We start from the raw sequence: 12792 nt of genomic DNA, 5'->3' as shown, positions 1-12792 counted from the left end.
GGAGGAGGAGGCGGAAGGAGGGGACGGCGGAAGCGCCGGGGGAGCGGAGGACACCCGAGCATTCTCGGCACGCACCGCTCCCCGACCGGCGCGTCGCCCGCCGCGCGGCGCGCCGCGCACCACCGCCCCCGGCCGCCGCGCGGGTCACACGGTCTCGTGGAGGTCCTTCGCGTAGTGCTCGATCGCCCGCCGGTACTCCTGGACGTACGGGTCCTGGCTGGTCGCGGCCGTCAGCTCCAGCAACAGCCTCATCGCCTCGTCGTGCTCGCCGGTGTTGAACAGCGCCATCGCCAGGAACGTCCGCATCGCACCGTCGTCCGGGAACTCCTCCACGCCCCGGCGCAGCGTCTCCACCCCCTGCCCGTACCGGCCGAGGACCCGGTACGTACTGCCCAGCCCCAGCAGCGACCCGCGCCGGTCCTCCGCCGAGAGCGCGGGGTTGGCCAGAGCCCGCTCGTAGTACGGCACCGCCTCCGACTCCAGGCCCAGCGCGTCGTGGATCCACGCCGTCCGGCAGGCCACCTCCGCGTCGTCCGGATACTCGGCCGTCAGGGCGAGCAGCCTCTCCCGCGCTTCCTCCGGCCGGCCCCCCTCACGCAACCGGTCGGCCTCGTCCAGCAGGTCCTTCTTCTTCTCTGCGCTCATGCGCACATCGTCGCAGCCGGTCGCGGACGGCGGACGAGATTTCGCTCCGTGGCCCGCTCCGGTGTGTGTTCCGGCCGGGCGGGGGCATCCGTCGGCCATGACAGCAGAGGCGAATCCCCCTGGACGGCAGGGGACATGGGTACGTGTACTGGTACGCGGGGCGGTCCTGGCAGTGGTGCTGCTGGGACTGGTGGCGTTCTCCGTCCTGCTGGCCAAGGTGACGCTCACCCCCTCACCGGCCTCCGAGGACCTCGTCACCTCCAACCTCCGCCCCGGTCGCTCACTGCGCCAGTACGCCGAGGACTACACCTTCCTCGCCGCGTGCAAGCAGGCGGGCGGAAACCTGCTGCTCGGCGTGCCGTTCGGACTCCTGCTGCCGTTCTTCGTGCCACGACGCCTGCGGATGATCCGGACCACGCTGCTGACGGCCGTCGCGATGGCCGTCGTCGAGCTGGTCCAGGGAGCCCTGGTCCAGGGACGCGCCTTCGACATCGACGACGTCATCCTCAACACGGCCGGCGCACTGCTCGGGTACTTCGTGCTGGGGCGCCGCATCAGCCACCGCTATTACACGTACGCCGACGTCCCCGGCCCCTCCGAACAGCGGGACGAGCCCAAGCCCAAGCCCGCACCCGGGCCGAAGCGCACGCCGGGGAAGGCCCCCCGCCCCCTCCTCGACCGCCTCCGCAGGCGCTGAGCCCGGGCACCCGTTCGGGCCGGGCCGTTTGCGGGCGGCCCGGACCGGACGCACGGTGGGGACACGTCCTGCGTGCGGATGCCGTACGGATCCCCCTGCCGAGGAGGAGCGACATGGCCGAAGGCCAGTGGAGCCCGGGCCGCAAGGAGGCGGACGCCGACGAGTTCCGGCCCGTCCTGGACATCGTCGAACCGGCACGCCAGCGGCGGCTGACCGTACTCCTGCGGCTCCTGCTGCTCATCCCGCACTTCATCGTGCTGTTCTTCCTGCACATCGCGGCGTTCTTCACCGTCATCGTGGGATGGTTCGCCGCCCTGGTGCTGGGGCGGCTGCCCGACCCCGTCTTCCGCTTCCTGACCGGTGTCCTCGGCTACGACATGCGCGTCTCGGCGAGCGACATGCTGCTCATCGACCGCTACCCGCCGTTCGCCCTCACCCCGCCGGCCGACTACCCGGCGCAGATCGAGGTGCGGCCCACCCCGCTCAACCGGCTCGCGGTGCTCTTCCGTGTCTTCCTGATGATTCCGGCGGCGATCGTGCAGAGCCTCGCCGTGTACGGGTGGTGGGCGCTGGCCTTCGTCTGGTGGCTGATCACGCTCTGCCTCGGCCGGATGCCCCGGCCGCTGTTCGAGGCGACAGCGGCCACCCTGCGCTACCGGATGCGTTTCTCCGCGTACGTCATGATGCTCACCCCCGCCTACCCCAAGGCGCTGTTCGGCGACGACGACCTCGCCGTTCCCCCGGAGCAGGTGCGGTCGGCGACGCGCCCACTGGTCCTGAGCAGCGCCGCGAAGTGGCTCGTCGTGCTCTTCCTGGTGCTCGGCCTCGCCGGACACATCACCTCGTCCCTGACCGCCTCGACGACCGACGACACGACCGATACCCAGCTCGTCGGCACGCCCTAAGGGGCGCCGGACCCCGGGGAGTCACCGTGCCCCCGGCCCGCCGCGTCGGCGAAGCGGCGGGCCAGACCGGCGAAGGCGTCCCTGAGCTCGTCGGGCCCCACGACCTCGATGTCCACGTCGAACCTGCCGAGTCCGGCGGCCAGGCCGGGCCACGACCAGGCCCCCAGGACCACCCGGCAGCGGTCGGGGCCGTGCTCCTCGACGATTCCGTCGCGGATGTGGCCCGCCACCGCCGAGGCCGGCGCGTCGAGGATCACCTCGCCGCGGCACGGCCACGCGCCGGGGCCGCCGGAGCCCTGGAACCGGGCGGCGACGAACGCCGCCACATCGCCCCCGGGCACCTCGCGGGCGGTGAACCGGGGGCCCGTGGGCGTGCGCGGGGTGATCCGGTCCGCGCGGAAGGTCCGCCAGTCCTCGCGGTCCAGGTCCCAGGCGACGAGGTACCAGCGCCCGCCCCAGGTGACCAGGCGGTGCGGCTCCACCCGCCGCACCGCGGGCGGCGCGTCGGCGGCGGCCGTCGGGGCGTACGCGGGGGAGTGGTCGAAACGCAGCACCTCCCGGGCGCGCACCGCGTCGCTCAGCGCGAGGAGAACCCGGGGATCGGCCTGGGGCCGCGGCGGGCCTCCTGTCCGTTCGACGGCGGTGACGTTCAGGGCGTCGACACGATAGCGCAGCCGGGCGGGCATGACCTGCCGGACCGTGGTGAGCGCGCGGGCCGCGGCCTCCCCGATCCCGGCGCCGGTCGCGGTGGCGGTCCGCAGCGCGACGGCCAGGGCGACGGCCTGATCGTCGTCGAACAACAGCGGCGGCAACCGGGCGCCCGCGTCCAGCCGGTATCCGCCGTCGGGTCCCTTGAACGCCGCGATGGGATAGCCCAGCTCCCGCAGCCGGTCGACATCACGCCGCACCGTGCGCGGGCTGACCTCCAGCCGCTCGGCCAGCAGCTGCCCCGGCCAGTCGCGGCGCGCCTGGAGCAGGGAGAGCAGCGCCAGCAGTCGTGCGGAAGTCTTCGGCATGACACGAGTATGAGCAAAGAAGAGGACACAACCTGGCCGCTTCCCCTGAGAAGGTCGATTCGCACCGCACGACAGGAACTCCGGAAGGACCCGATCACCATGACCACCCCCTCCGTCTCCCCCGACGCCGAGCGCACCGACCTGCTCGCCGCTCTCGCCGAGGCGCGAGCCGCCCTGACCGCCTCGGTGCGCGGCCTCACCGACGAACAGGCCGGCCGGACCCCGACGGTCAGCGCGCTCTGCCTGGGCGGCCTCGTCAAGCACGTCACGGCCATGGAGGAGGGCTGGCTGAACTTCGCTACGGAGGGCCCCTCGGCGATGTCCTTCGCCCTGCCCGACGGTGTCACCTGGGACGACCTCATGGCCGGTACCGCACGCGAGTTCCCGACGTGGATGACCGACCGGGAGAAGGAGTTCCGGATGCTGCCCGGGGAGACGGTGACCGGCATCCTCCAGGCGTACGAGCAGGTCGCCGCCCGCAGCGAGAAGATCATCCTCACCCTCCCCGACCTCTCGGCCTCGCACCCGCTCCCCGAGGCGCCCTGGAACGAACCCGGCGGCGCGTGGAGCGTACGGCGGGTGCTGACCCACGTCATCGCCGAGACCTCCCAGCACGCCGGGCACGCGGACATCCTGCGCGAGGCGCTCGACGGGCGGACGGCGACGTGACCGTCCTGGACAACCGGGCGCTCAACCGCGCGACCCTCGCGCGCCAGCTGCTGCTGGAGCGGGCCGGCCTGCCCGTCGTGGACGCGGTGGCCCACCTCTGCGGGCTCCAGGCGCAGGAACCGCAGGAACCCTTCATCGGGCTCTGGTCCCGGCTGACCGCCTTCGACCCGGCCGTTCTCTCGGACCTGCTGACCCGGCGGAGCGTGGTGCGCACCCACCTGATGCGCCGCACGGTCCACCTCGTCACCGCCGACGACGTCCTCGCCTGGCGGGCCCGCCACGACGCGATGCTGCGCCAACGGGTCATCGGGGTCTACCGCGACGAGCTCGAAGGGGTCGACCTCGAAGAACTCGCCGCGGATGCCCGGGAACTGATGTCCGACGGCGAGCCCCGCACCGCGGCCGAGATCGTGCGGGCGCTCGCCGGGCGCTGGCCCGGGCCGGGGCCGCGCCCGCTGGGCGAGATGGTGGTCGCCGGCCTCGTCCCGATGGCCCAGGCGCCGCCCCGGGGGCTCTGGCGCACCAAGGGCGGGGTGCGCAACGTCGCGCTGTCCTCCTGGCTCGGCCGCCCGGTCGATCCGCCCGCCTCCGACGGGGCCGACCCGGTCGGACAGGCGCTGGTCAGGCGCTATCTCGCCGCGTACGGGCCCGCCGCCACGGCCGACCTGCGCGCCTGGTCCGGCCTGGCCGGGCTGCCCGGCGCGGTGGCCGCCGTACGCGGCGAACTGGTCCGCTTCCGCGACGAGCGGGGACGGGAACTGCTCGACCTGCCCGACGCGCCGCGCCCGGACCCGGACACCCCCGCCCCGGTGCGGTTCCTTCCCGCCTTCGACAACGCGATCCTCGGCTACCAGGACCGCGGCCGGATCATCGACGACGCCCACCGTGGCCTCTCGGTGGCCGGTGAGCGGGTCGTGCTGGTCGACGGCCGCGTGGCCGCCACGTGGACCGTCACCGAGGACGTCGTCACCGTGGACCCTCTGCGCACCCTTTCCCGGGCCGATCGGGCCGCCGTCGCCGACCAGGGGAGGGAGCTTGCCGTGTTCCTCTCCGACGGCGACAGCGACCGCGTACGGGTGGCGGCCTCACCGCGCTGAGCCCCCGGGTCCTTCCCGGGGGCGTCCGGAAGTGTCTGCCCGTCCGTACCGGAACAGGCCTATTTTGTACGGGAGTTTGAGCGAGTCGCGGCGGGAGGCGGACTGAAAGCACCGGATGCGGTCACACGCATACCATGACGTCAAGCGACGTAACCACAGAGCCCGCGCCGCACGGCGACCGACAGCGCACCGCCCGCCCCTCGCGAGGATGGCTGAAAGTCCTCGGCATCGGCGTGGCCGTGCTGGCCCTGCTGTTCGCCGGCGGCCGGCTCAGCCTGCTGCCGGGGCTCGACGACCTCTTCGGTGAGCAGACCCACGACCGGTCGGGTCCCGCCGTGCTCAAGTCGATCCAGGACATGAGCTCGTACGAGGCCGCCTCGGGCAACTTCCAGGTCGTCGTCGATCTGGAGAAGGACACGAAGTTCGTCCCCGACGCCCTGCGCGGCACCCGCACCCTGTTCGTCGGGGCGGGCACGGTCGACGCCTCCGTCGACCTGGGCAAGGTCACCGAGGGCGGCGTCAAGGTCAACGAGGACCGCACCGAGGCCGAACTGCGCCTGCCGCGTGCGGTTCTGGGCAAGCCGGCTCTCGACCCGGACCGCTCCTACACGGTCTCGAAACAGCGCGGTCTTTTCGACCGTCTGGGCGACTTCTTCTCCGACAACCCCGGCAGTGAGCAGGCCGTCAACAAGCTCGCCGCCCAGCACATCTCGGAAGCGGCGAAGGAGAGCGAACTGACCGCCCGGGCGGAGAAGAACACCGCCGACATGCTGAAGGGACTGCTCGGCTCCCTCGGCTTCGAGCGCGTCACGGTCCGCTACGGCGACGACCAGGAGTGATCGCATCACCCGGGCGGCCGCACGCACCGCGTGCGGCCGCCCGCGCGGCTTCGGGGGCGGAGCGCCCACCGCCCACCACCCTTGACGTGCACGCGTCGATCGGTATGGTCTAGTCCAAGTGCAAGGCCTTTCCGGACACCTGTCATCAGACTTGTCCGGCAAGGGACTTGCAGCCCTTCGCGCCTCTTGGCCCCACACTCGCGAGGCCTCGCCGCCGAAGCCGGACCCCCCACGGTCCGCCACCGCGCGGTGCGGTCTCATGTGAAGGAGAAGCATGCACGCGAAAAGGAAGACCGCACTCGCCGTCGGCGCCATGCTCGCCCCGATCCTCGCCCTGAGCCTCCCGGCAAGCTCAGCCAGCGCCCACGGCTACATCTCCAACCCGCCGAGCCGGCAGGCCCAGTGCGCCGCCGGCACGGTCAGCTGCGGCGCGATCAAGTACGAACCGCAGAGCGTCGAGGGCCCCAAGGGGCTGACCAGCTGCAGCGGCGGCAACAGCGGCTTCGCCGAGCTGGACGACGACTCCAAGGGCTGGGCCGTCACTCCGGTGAACCGCTCCCAGCAGTTCGAGTGGAAGCTCACCGCACGCCACTCGACCAGCACATGGCAGTACTTCGTGGGCGGCGAGAAGATCGCCGAATTCGACGACGGCGGCGCGCAGCCCGGCGCAACCGTGACCCACCAGGTCGACTTCGGCAACAAGACCGGCCAGCAGAAGGTCCTGGCCGTCTGGAACATCGCGGACACCGCCAACGCCTTCTACGCCTGCATCGACGTCAACGTCGGCTAGCAGCCGTACCGGCCGGGGGTGCACACCCGGCCTGCCGCCACGCCCCGGACGCGCACCGTCGCGACCGGGGCGCGGTGCTGTGCGGCGTCCTGTTCCGCCTGGCCGGAAACCGGCATGGCGCGAAACCTCGGCGTAGCCGAGCGGTTACCCTACGTCAGCTGTCCTGATGGATCATCAGTGCTCAAGGGGACTCCTGAATGAACCGTATGCGTACCGCACTCGCCGCGCTCGGCATCACCGCCGGACTGATCACCGCTCCGACGGCGAGCGCAGCACCGGGGCCCGAGAGGCCCGCTCCCGCCGCCGAACGCCACGAGCAGTGCACCGGAGAATTCCGCGGCGACGCCCGCCTCGGCCCCAAGTGGCTGCCGAACAAGCGGCTCGCCCCGGTCGGCCCGCTCCTGAACGGCTACCAGCGCACCGGAGACCTCACCCCGAAGGACTTCCTGAAGAAGTACTGGGAAGGCCCCGCGGACACCGGAAGCTGGAAGTACCCGCCCAACGACGGCTTCGCCGAGGTGAACGGCGAGATCGACAAGGAGCCCGTCAAGCTGCGCACCGGCCAGCGCCTGGACCGCTTCGGCTCGGAGTACGGCGGCTATCTGGCCCCCGCCGGCGACGCCTACGCCGAACGCGCCCTGCCCCCGCAGAACCTCAACACCCGCGACGCGGACACCCCGTGCGACTACCGCGTCTACAAGGTCGCCAAGCCCTTCTGGGTCTGGCAGGGCTCCATCGCCCCGTGGTTCGAGCAGCCCGGCGGCGGACAGCAGATCAAGCTCGACGCCGTGTTCCTCGACCCGGGCGAGGGACAGCGGCTCAATGTGAAGTGGCTGCTGGACAACGCCTACCTGACGCCCGCGGGCGCGTAGCCCGCCATGGACCGCCGGGCCCTGCACGCCGCACTGATCGAGGCTCGGATCCCCGGCGGCTACTACCGGATCGAGGGCGTCCACGAGCCCGTCCCCACCCCACCGGACTTCCTCTTCGTCCGGCAGAGTGGGGACACGGGCTGGGAGACCGGGGCGTTCGAGCGCGGAACGTACGAGGTCATCGCCCGCCACCCGGACGAGGCCACCGCCTGCGCCCACCTGCTGAGCCTGCTCGTCTGAACCCTTTCCCGCGGCCCTTCCCCGCGCCCGTCAGCAGGGCGTGCCGGGGGTCGTCGCCGTCGCCCGCAGAAGGTCGCGGACAAGCTCGAAGTCGATCTTCTCCGGCCGGCGGAACCGCAGACAGCCCTTGCCCATGTCGTGCGAGGCCAGCCGGTCCACGAACGCGTCGCGGACATCCGTGCGCAGCAGATAGAACGAGATGTACTGCTTCTGGTCGGCGAAGGCGATCTCGCCCGTCCCCGGCCCCTCCCGCTCGTAGGCGGGCATGCCGTACGCCATCACCTCACGGAACCCCGTCAGCTCCTGGCGGCACAGCGCGCGCAGCCTCGTGAGGGCCTCCCGGCGCGCCTCCGGGGCCTCGGCGAGATACTGATCGACATCCTGCGCGCTGCTCTGCACCATGAGCCGATCGTACGGCGGTGTGTCGCACCCCGTGCCCCCGGCGCCCGGTGGGCGAAGGTGGGCGGATGAACACCGCAGGATTGCTGGCCGAAGCGTTCGACCGGGTCGGGGAGGCCGTCCACGCGGCGGTCGAGGGGCTGCCGCCCGACGACCTCAACGCCCGGCTCGACGAGGGGGCCAACTCCATCTCCTGGCTCGTCTGGCATCTCACCCGCGTCCAGGACGACCACATCGCCGACGCCTCCGGCACCGCACAGATCTGGCTCACCGAAGGCTGGGCCGACCGCTTCGCGCTCCCCTTCGACGCGACGGACACCGGCTACGGGCACAGCAGTGACGAGGTCGCCGCCGTCCACGTGGACTCCGCCGAACCTCTCCTCGGCTACTTCGACGCCGTACAGGAGCGGACGCTCGACTTCGTCGCGGGGCTGGAGGGCCACGCCCTCGACCGGATCGTCGACGAGGGCTGGACGCCCCCGGTGACTCTGGGTGTCCGGCTGATCAGCGTCGTCGCCGAGGACCTCCAGCACGCGGGCCAGGCCGCGTTCGTCCGCGGAGTGCTGGAGAGGGCCTAAGACCGGGGCCCGTGGACCGGCGCGCACCGACCAGTGCACAGTCCCACCGGCGGTGCCATACTCGAAGGAAATCGGCCGGACAAGCAGTGTCATCGTCCGAAAGGTGACCATCATGGGCTGGGCATCCTGGACGACCAGCGGGGTCTACACGGGCACCGGCGGAGTGCGCACCGAAGAAGCGGGCATCCTCAGCGGCGACCTCACCGTACATACGACGTGGTTCGACGGACAGGCGTCGGTGGCCGTGCAGTACAGCGGCTCCTCCGACTGGTTCACCCTCGTGGGCAGCCCCGTTCCCTGCCCCTCCGAGGAGGAGAGCCGCACCTTCCACCAGAGCGTCGTCGAAGCCGTGCGCGCCGGAGAGGGCGCGAGAGTCCCGTCGGTCGGCGCCGAACCCGCATAGCGACGGTCAGCGCGCCCCACGCCCCATAGAGTGGATCACCGGACCCGTCCCCCGAGGGGCGGGCACAGGCGGTTCACGGGGCGAGGAGCGGTGACATGGGGCGTGCGGGAGCGCGGCGGTCGAGTGCACGGAAGAAGCGGCCGTTCTGGGTGGAGCTGCCGCTCCTGATCGTCATGGCCCTGGTGCTGGCCCTGCTCATCAAGACGTTTCTGGTGCAGGCGTTCTCCATCCCCTCGGACTCGATGCAGAACACCCTCCAGCGGGGCGACCGGGTTCTCGTGGACAAGCTGACCCCCTGGTTCGGCTCGGAGCCGGAGCGCGGCGAGGTGATCGTCTTCCACGACCCCGCCGACTGGCTCGCGGGCACGCCCGTGGACGAGCCCAACACCGTGCAGAAGGTGCTGAGCTTCATCGGCGTCATGCCCTCCGCCGAGGAGAAGGACCTCATCAAGCGGGTCATCGGCGTCGGCGGAGACACCGTGGAGTGCGCGGGCGACGGGCCGGTGAAGGTCAACGGCACCGCCCTGGACGAGCCGTACGTCTTCCCCGGCAACACCCCCTGCAGCAACGACGAGGACGGTGGCCGGTTCAAGGTCACCGTGCCCGACGGCAAGGTCTGGGTCATGGGGGACCACCGTCAGGAATCCGCCGACTCCCGCTACCACCAGGACGACCCCAACGAGGGGATGGTCCCGGTCGACGAGGTCGTCGGCCGGGCCGTCGTCGTCGCCTGGCCGATCGGCCGCTGGGCCACCCTGCCGGTGCCCGAGACGTTCAAGAACGTGCCCGACAGGCCCTGACGCTCAGCTGCTCAGCGCGGCGCGAAATTCCGTACGTACCTGCGCTGCCAGGGCGTTTCCACCGCCCGCGGGTGGTAGCCGGCGCGGACGAACGCCACCGCCTCCTCGGCGGGCACCCCGTCCAGGACGGCCAGAACGGCCAGCGCCGTCCCGGTCCGGCCCATCCCGCCGCCGCAGGCCACCTCGACCCGCTCGTCGGCCGCCCGCTCCCACACCTCCCGGAGGAGGACCTGCGCCTCCTCCCGGTCCGCCGGGAGCCGGAAGTCCGGCCACCGCAGCCACCGCGACTCCCAGCGGACCGGGGGCGGGGTGCGGCCCAGCAGATATACGGCGAAGTCCGGTTCGGGGCCCGAAGGCAGCGGCTTGCGCAGCCCCCGGCCCCGCACCAGCCGCCCGGAAGGCAGGGCGAGCACGGCGGGATCGGCGGCGTTCCAGTGTTCGGTCACGCCCCCAAGCTACGGCCTGCCCCGCCGGTCAGGCGGGGATATCGAGATCCTGCGCCAGCAGCTCCGCCAGCTCCTCGACCGCCGTCCGCGCCCCGTCGCCCTCGGCGCTGAGGACCACGGCCTCCCCGTACGGCGCCGCCAGGGCCAGCACCGCGAGCATGCTGCGGGCGTCGACCGGGTCGCGGCCCTCACGGGCGATGGTCACCTTGACCGGCTGACGGGCGGCGGCCTTGACGAACAGCGACGCCGGACGGGCGTGCAGCCCGCTGCGGGAACCTATGACGACGGTCTGCTGATGCATGGATCACTCCTGGGTGAGGGACTGCGGATGTCGTGCGGGCGGGCGGTGAGGTGTTCAGGCGGCGACCGGGACCCGGGAGTCGTCGGAACCCGTGGCGCCCGCCGCCCCGGCCGGGTCCGGCGCCGCCCGGCGTGCGCCCTTGAGCAGGACGACGAGCGCGGTCGCCACCAGCGTTCCGGCGGCGATGGCGAGCAGGTACAGGAACGGTTCGCCGATCAGCGGGACGACGAAGACGCCGCCGTGCGGAGCGCGCAGCGTCGCCCCGAAGGCCATCGACAGGGCGCCGGTGACCGCGCCGCCCGCCATCACCGACGGGATGACCCGCAGCGGATCGGCGGCGGCGAACGGGATCGCGCCCTCGGTGATGAACGAGGCGCCCAGCACCCAGGCCGCCCGGCCGTTCTCCCGCTCGGTCTTCGTGAACAGCTTCTTGCGTACGGTGGTGGCGAGCGCCATCGCCAGCGGCGGGACCATCCCGGCCGCCATGACCGCGGCCATCACCTTCAGGCTGCCGTCGGTCGGATCGGCGAGACCGCCGACCGCGAAGGCGTACGCCACCTTGTTCAGCGGGCCGCCCATGTCGAAGCACATCATCAGGCCGAGGACGACGCCGAGGATCACCGCGTTGGAGCCCGACAGACCGTTCAGCCAGTCCGTCAGCGCGTTCTGCAGCGAGGCGATGGGCTTGCCGACCACGATGAACATCAGGAAGCCCACGACCGCCGACGCGATCAACGGGATCACCAGCACCGGCATGATGCCGCGCAACGTCGCGTGGACCGGGACCCGCTGGATCGCCATCACCACCGCACCGGCCAGCAGACCGGCGACCAGACCGCCGAGGAACCCGGCGTTCACCGTCAGCGCGATGGACCCGCCGACGAAGCCCGGCACCAGAGCCGGCCGGTCTGCCATCCCGTACGCGATGTACCCGGCCAGCACCGGAACCAGGAACGCGAAGGCCGCCGAACCGATCTGGTTAAGCAGCGCCGCCCAGCTGTCCGCCTCGCCCCACACGAAGTGGTCGGCCACCGACTTGGCGCTCGCTATCTCGTAGCCGCCGATGGCGAATGACAGGGCGATCAGCAGACCGCCCGCCGCGACGAAGGGAACCATGTAACTGACGCCGGACATCAGATACGTACGGAGCCGGACGCCGAAGTGCGCGTGGTCCGCGCCGGATCGGTCCGCGTCACCGTCGCCGGAGTCCTTGCCGCCGTCGGCCTCGGACACGGCGGCGATCTCCCCGCGTCCTGCCTTGCGGCGGGCCTCGGCGATCAGTTCGGCGGGCCGGTTGATGCCCGCCTTCACGCCGACGTCGACCAGGGGCTTGCCGCGGAAGCGGGTCCTCTCCCGGACCTCCACGTCATGCGCCCAGATCACGGCGTCCGCCGCAGCGATGACAGCGGGGTCCAGCTTCTTGAAGCCGCCCGAACCCTGGGTCTCCACCGTCACTTCGACGCCCTCGGCGCGGCCCGCCGCGGCCAGGGACTCGGCGGCCATGTAAGTGTGGGCGATGCCGGTGGGGCAGGAGGTGACGGCGACGATCCGGAAGGGGACGCTCCCGGCCGCTTCGGCGGTCTCGGCCTCGGCCTCGGGCTCGGGTGCCGGTCCTTCCTCCTCGGCGGCGGGCTCCTCCGCCGGCTCCTCGCCCCGGATCAGCGCGGCCACCGCCGCCGGGTCCGTTCCGGCGCGCAGCGCGGCGGTGAACTCCGGGTCCATCAGCCGGCGGGCCAGCCCCGACAGGATGGTGAGGTGGTCGTCGTCGGCCCCGGCCGGGGCGGCGATGAGGAAGACCAGGTCGGCGGGACCGTCGGCCGCACCGAAATCGATGCCCGCAGCGCTGCGCCCGAAGGCCAGCGTCGGGGCGTTCACATGCTCGCTGCGGCAGTGCGGGATACCGATGCCGCCGTCGAGGCCGGTCGGCATCTGCGCCTCGCGGGCGGCGACGTCGGCGAGGAAACCGTCGAGATCGGTGACGCGGTGCGCGGCCACCATCCGCTCGGCGAGTGACCTCGCGGCGGCGTCCTTCGTTGCGGCGGACAGATCGAGGTCGACCAGTTCCGCGGTGATCAGCTCACTCATCGCGGTGCTC

17 protein-coding genes are annotated in these 12792 nt (G+C 72.0%); 11 read left to right on the top strand and 6 right to left on the bottom strand.

Annotated features, from left to right (window positions below; translation table 11 throughout):
* Window positions 1-144: 144 nt before the first annotated feature.
* The gene (locus IE140_RS34525; RefSeq protein ID WP_150197508.1) at window positions 145-645 is read right to left on the bottom strand and encodes a tetratricopeptide repeat protein; all 501 of its coding nucleotides are present in this window, start codon (window positions 643-645) and stop codon (window positions 145-147) included.
* 172 nt (window positions 646-817) lie between these two features.
* Between IE140_RS34525 and IE140_RS34520 the strand changes: the two genes are divergently transcribed.
* Both IE140_RS34520 and IE140_RS34515 read left to right on the top strand, forming a co-directional pair.
* On the top strand, window positions 818-1342 hold the full coding sequence (locus IE140_RS34520; RefSeq protein WP_373296216.1) for a VanZ family protein: 525 nt from the start codon (window positions 818-820) through the stop codon (window positions 1340-1342).
* Between the two features lie 113 nt (window positions 1343-1455).
* Window positions 1456-2247 (top strand): DUF4389 domain-containing protein, encoded by a 792-nt coding sequence (locus tag IE140_RS34515; RefSeq protein WP_150197507.1) that lies wholly within the window; start codon window positions 1456-1458, stop codon window positions 2245-2247.
* Here IE140_RS34515 and IE140_RS34510 read toward each other — a convergent pair.
* Window positions 2244-3263 carry a helix-turn-helix transcriptional regulator gene (locus IE140_RS34510; protein WP_150197506.1) on the bottom strand — a complete coding sequence of 340 codons (1020 nt, stop codon included), beginning with the start codon at window positions 3261-3263 and terminating at the stop codon, window positions 2244-2246. The two genes, IE140_RS34515 and IE140_RS34510, sit on opposite strands and share 4 nt — an antisense overlap.
* Window positions 3264-3362: 99 nt before the next feature.
* Between IE140_RS34510 and IE140_RS34505 the strand changes: the two genes are divergently transcribed.
* The 6 genes from IE140_RS34505 (at window position 3363) to IE140_RS34480 (ending at window position 7770) form a co-directional block, all read left to right on the top strand.
* Window positions 3363-3932: a DinB family protein gene (locus IE140_RS34505; protein ID WP_150197505.1), complete on the top strand. Its 570-nt coding sequence runs from the start codon at window positions 3363-3365 to the stop codon at window positions 3930-3932.
* On the top strand, window positions 3929-5029 hold the full coding sequence (locus IE140_RS34500; protein ID WP_150197504.1) for a winged helix DNA-binding domain-containing protein: 1101 nt from the start codon (window positions 3929-3931) through the stop codon (window positions 5027-5029). Before IE140_RS34505 ends, IE140_RS34500 begins: the two co-directional genes overlap by 4 nt.
* 134 nt (window positions 5030-5163) lie before the next feature.
* Window positions 5164-5868, top strand: a complete 705-nt coding sequence (locus IE140_RS34495) for a DUF4230 domain-containing protein (RefSeq protein WP_150197503.1) — start codon at window positions 5164-5166, stop codon at window positions 5866-5868.
* Window positions 5869-6142: 274 nt separating this feature from the next.
* Window positions 6143-6658 (top strand): lytic polysaccharide monooxygenase auxiliary activity family 9 protein, encoded by a 516-nt coding sequence (locus tag IE140_RS34490; RefSeq protein ID WP_032778107.1) that lies wholly within the window; start codon window positions 6143-6145, stop codon window positions 6656-6658.
* A gap of 197 nt (window positions 6659-6855) precedes the next feature.
* On the top strand, window positions 6856-7530 hold the full coding sequence (locus IE140_RS34485) for a TNT domain-containing protein (RefSeq protein ID WP_093444618.1): 675 nt from the start codon (window positions 6856-6858) through the stop codon (window positions 7528-7530).
* A gap of 6 nt (window positions 7531-7536) precedes the next feature.
* Window positions 7537-7770, top strand: a complete 234-nt coding sequence (locus IE140_RS34480) for a hypothetical protein (RefSeq protein WP_150197502.1) — start codon at window positions 7537-7539, stop codon at window positions 7768-7770.
* A 30-nt stretch (window positions 7771-7800) separates the two neighbouring features.
* Here the strand turns inward: IE140_RS34480 and IE140_RS34475 are convergent, their stop codons facing one another.
* A complete protein-coding gene (locus IE140_RS34475) occupies window positions 7801-8172 on the bottom strand; it encodes an iron chaperone (protein ID WP_150197501.1) in 372 nt (123 codons plus the stop codon).
* A gap of 65 nt (window positions 8173-8237) precedes the next feature.
* Between IE140_RS34475 and IE140_RS34470 the strand changes: the two genes are divergently transcribed.
* From IE140_RS34470 to lepB, 3 genes are all read left to right on the top strand, one after another.
* Window positions 8238-8747, top strand: coding sequence for a mycothiol transferase (locus tag IE140_RS34470; RefSeq protein WP_150197500.1), 510 nt, complete (start codon window positions 8238-8240; stop codon window positions 8745-8747).
* Window positions 8748-8859: 112 nt separating this feature from the next.
* Window positions 8860-9150: a hypothetical protein gene (locus IE140_RS34465; RefSeq protein WP_032768964.1), complete on the top strand. Its 291-nt coding sequence runs from the start codon at window positions 8860-8862 to the stop codon at window positions 9148-9150.
* Window positions 9151-9245: 95 nt separating this feature from the next.
* On the top strand, window positions 9246-9950 hold the full coding sequence (gene lepB / locus IE140_RS34460; protein ID WP_093444614.1) for a signal peptidase I: 705 nt from the start codon (window positions 9246-9248) through the stop codon (window positions 9948-9950).
* A gap of 11 nt (window positions 9951-9961) precedes the next feature.
* Here the strand turns inward: lepB and IE140_RS34455 are convergent, their stop codons facing one another.
* Genes IE140_RS34455 through IE140_RS34445 form a run of 3 tightly spaced genes read right to left on the bottom strand, consistent with a single transcriptional unit; the run spans window position 9962 to window position 12782 of the window.
* On the bottom strand, window positions 9962-10396 hold the full coding sequence (locus tag IE140_RS34455) for a protein-tyrosine phosphatase family protein (RefSeq protein ID WP_150197499.1): 435 nt from the start codon (window positions 10394-10396) through the stop codon (window positions 9962-9964).
* Between the two features lie 28 nt (window positions 10397-10424).
* Complete coding sequence (locus IE140_RS34450; protein ID WP_150197498.1) at window positions 10425-10697, bottom strand: HPr family phosphocarrier protein; 273 nt, start codon at window positions 10695-10697, stop codon at window positions 10425-10427.
* 54 nt (window positions 10698-10751) lie between these two features.
* The gene (locus IE140_RS34445; RefSeq protein ID WP_150197497.1) at window positions 10752-12782 is read right to left on the bottom strand and encodes a PTS fructose transporter subunit IIABC; all 2031 of its coding nucleotides are present in this window, start codon (window positions 12780-12782) and stop codon (window positions 10752-10754) included.
* Window positions 12783-12792: the final 10 nt, after the last annotated feature.

Source organism: Streptomyces parvus (assembly GCF_014648875.1).
Lineage (GTDB): Bacteria > Actinomycetota > Actinomycetes > Streptomycetales > Streptomycetaceae > Streptomyces > Streptomyces parvus.
Note: the sequence above shows the minus strand (reverse complement) of the source record. Positions and strands in the feature narration are given on the sequence as shown.

Excerpts from the sequence above, each read along its gene's own strand:
- lepB (WP_093444614.1), top strand. The coding sequence starts at position 9,246 with ATGGGGCGTGCGGGAGCGCGGCGGTCGAGTGCACGGAAGAAGCGGCCG.
- IE140_RS34450 (WP_150197498.1), bottom strand. The coding sequence starts at position 10,697 with ATGCATCAGCAGACCGTCGTCATAGGTTCCCGCAGCGGGCTGCACGCC.
- IE140_RS34515 (WP_150197507.1), top strand. The coding sequence starts at position 1,456 with ATGGCCGAAGGCCAGTGGAGCCCGGGCCGCAAGGAGGCGGACGCCGAC.
- IE140_RS34525 (WP_150197508.1), bottom strand. The coding sequence starts at position 645 with ATGAGCGCAGAGAAGAAGAAGGACCTGCTGGACGAGGCCGACCGGTTG.
- IE140_RS34510 (WP_150197506.1), bottom strand. The coding sequence starts at position 3,263 with ATGCCGAAGACTTCCGCACGACTGCTGGCGCTGCTCTCCCTGCTCCAG.
- IE140_RS34495 (WP_150197503.1), top strand. The coding sequence starts at position 5,164 with ATGACGTCAAGCGACGTAACCACAGAGCCCGCGCCGCACGGCGACCGA.
- IE140_RS34470 (WP_150197500.1), top strand. The coding sequence starts at position 8,238 with ATGAACACCGCAGGATTGCTGGCCGAAGCGTTCGACCGGGTCGGGGAG.
- IE140_RS34480 (WP_150197502.1), top strand. The coding sequence starts at position 7,537 with ATGGACCGCCGGGCCCTGCACGCCGCACTGATCGAGGCTCGGATCCCC.
- IE140_RS34490 (WP_032778107.1), top strand. The coding sequence starts at position 6,143 with ATGCACGCGAAAAGGAAGACCGCACTCGCCGTCGGCGCCATGCTCGCC.
- IE140_RS34445 (WP_150197497.1), bottom strand. The coding sequence starts at position 12,782 with ATGAGTGAGCTGATCACCGCGGAACTGGTCGACCTCGATCTGTCCGCC.
- IE140_RS34465 (WP_032768964.1), top strand. The coding sequence starts at position 8,860 with ATGGGCTGGGCATCCTGGACGACCAGCGGGGTCTACACGGGCACCGGC.
- IE140_RS34485 (WP_093444618.1), top strand. The coding sequence starts at position 6,856 with ATGAACCGTATGCGTACCGCACTCGCCGCGCTCGGCATCACCGCCGGA.
- IE140_RS34505 (WP_150197505.1), top strand. The coding sequence starts at position 3,363 with ATGACCACCCCCTCCGTCTCCCCCGACGCCGAGCGCACCGACCTGCTC.
- IE140_RS34475 (WP_150197501.1), bottom strand. The coding sequence starts at position 8,172 with ATGGTGCAGAGCAGCGCGCAGGATGTCGATCAGTATCTCGCCGAGGCC.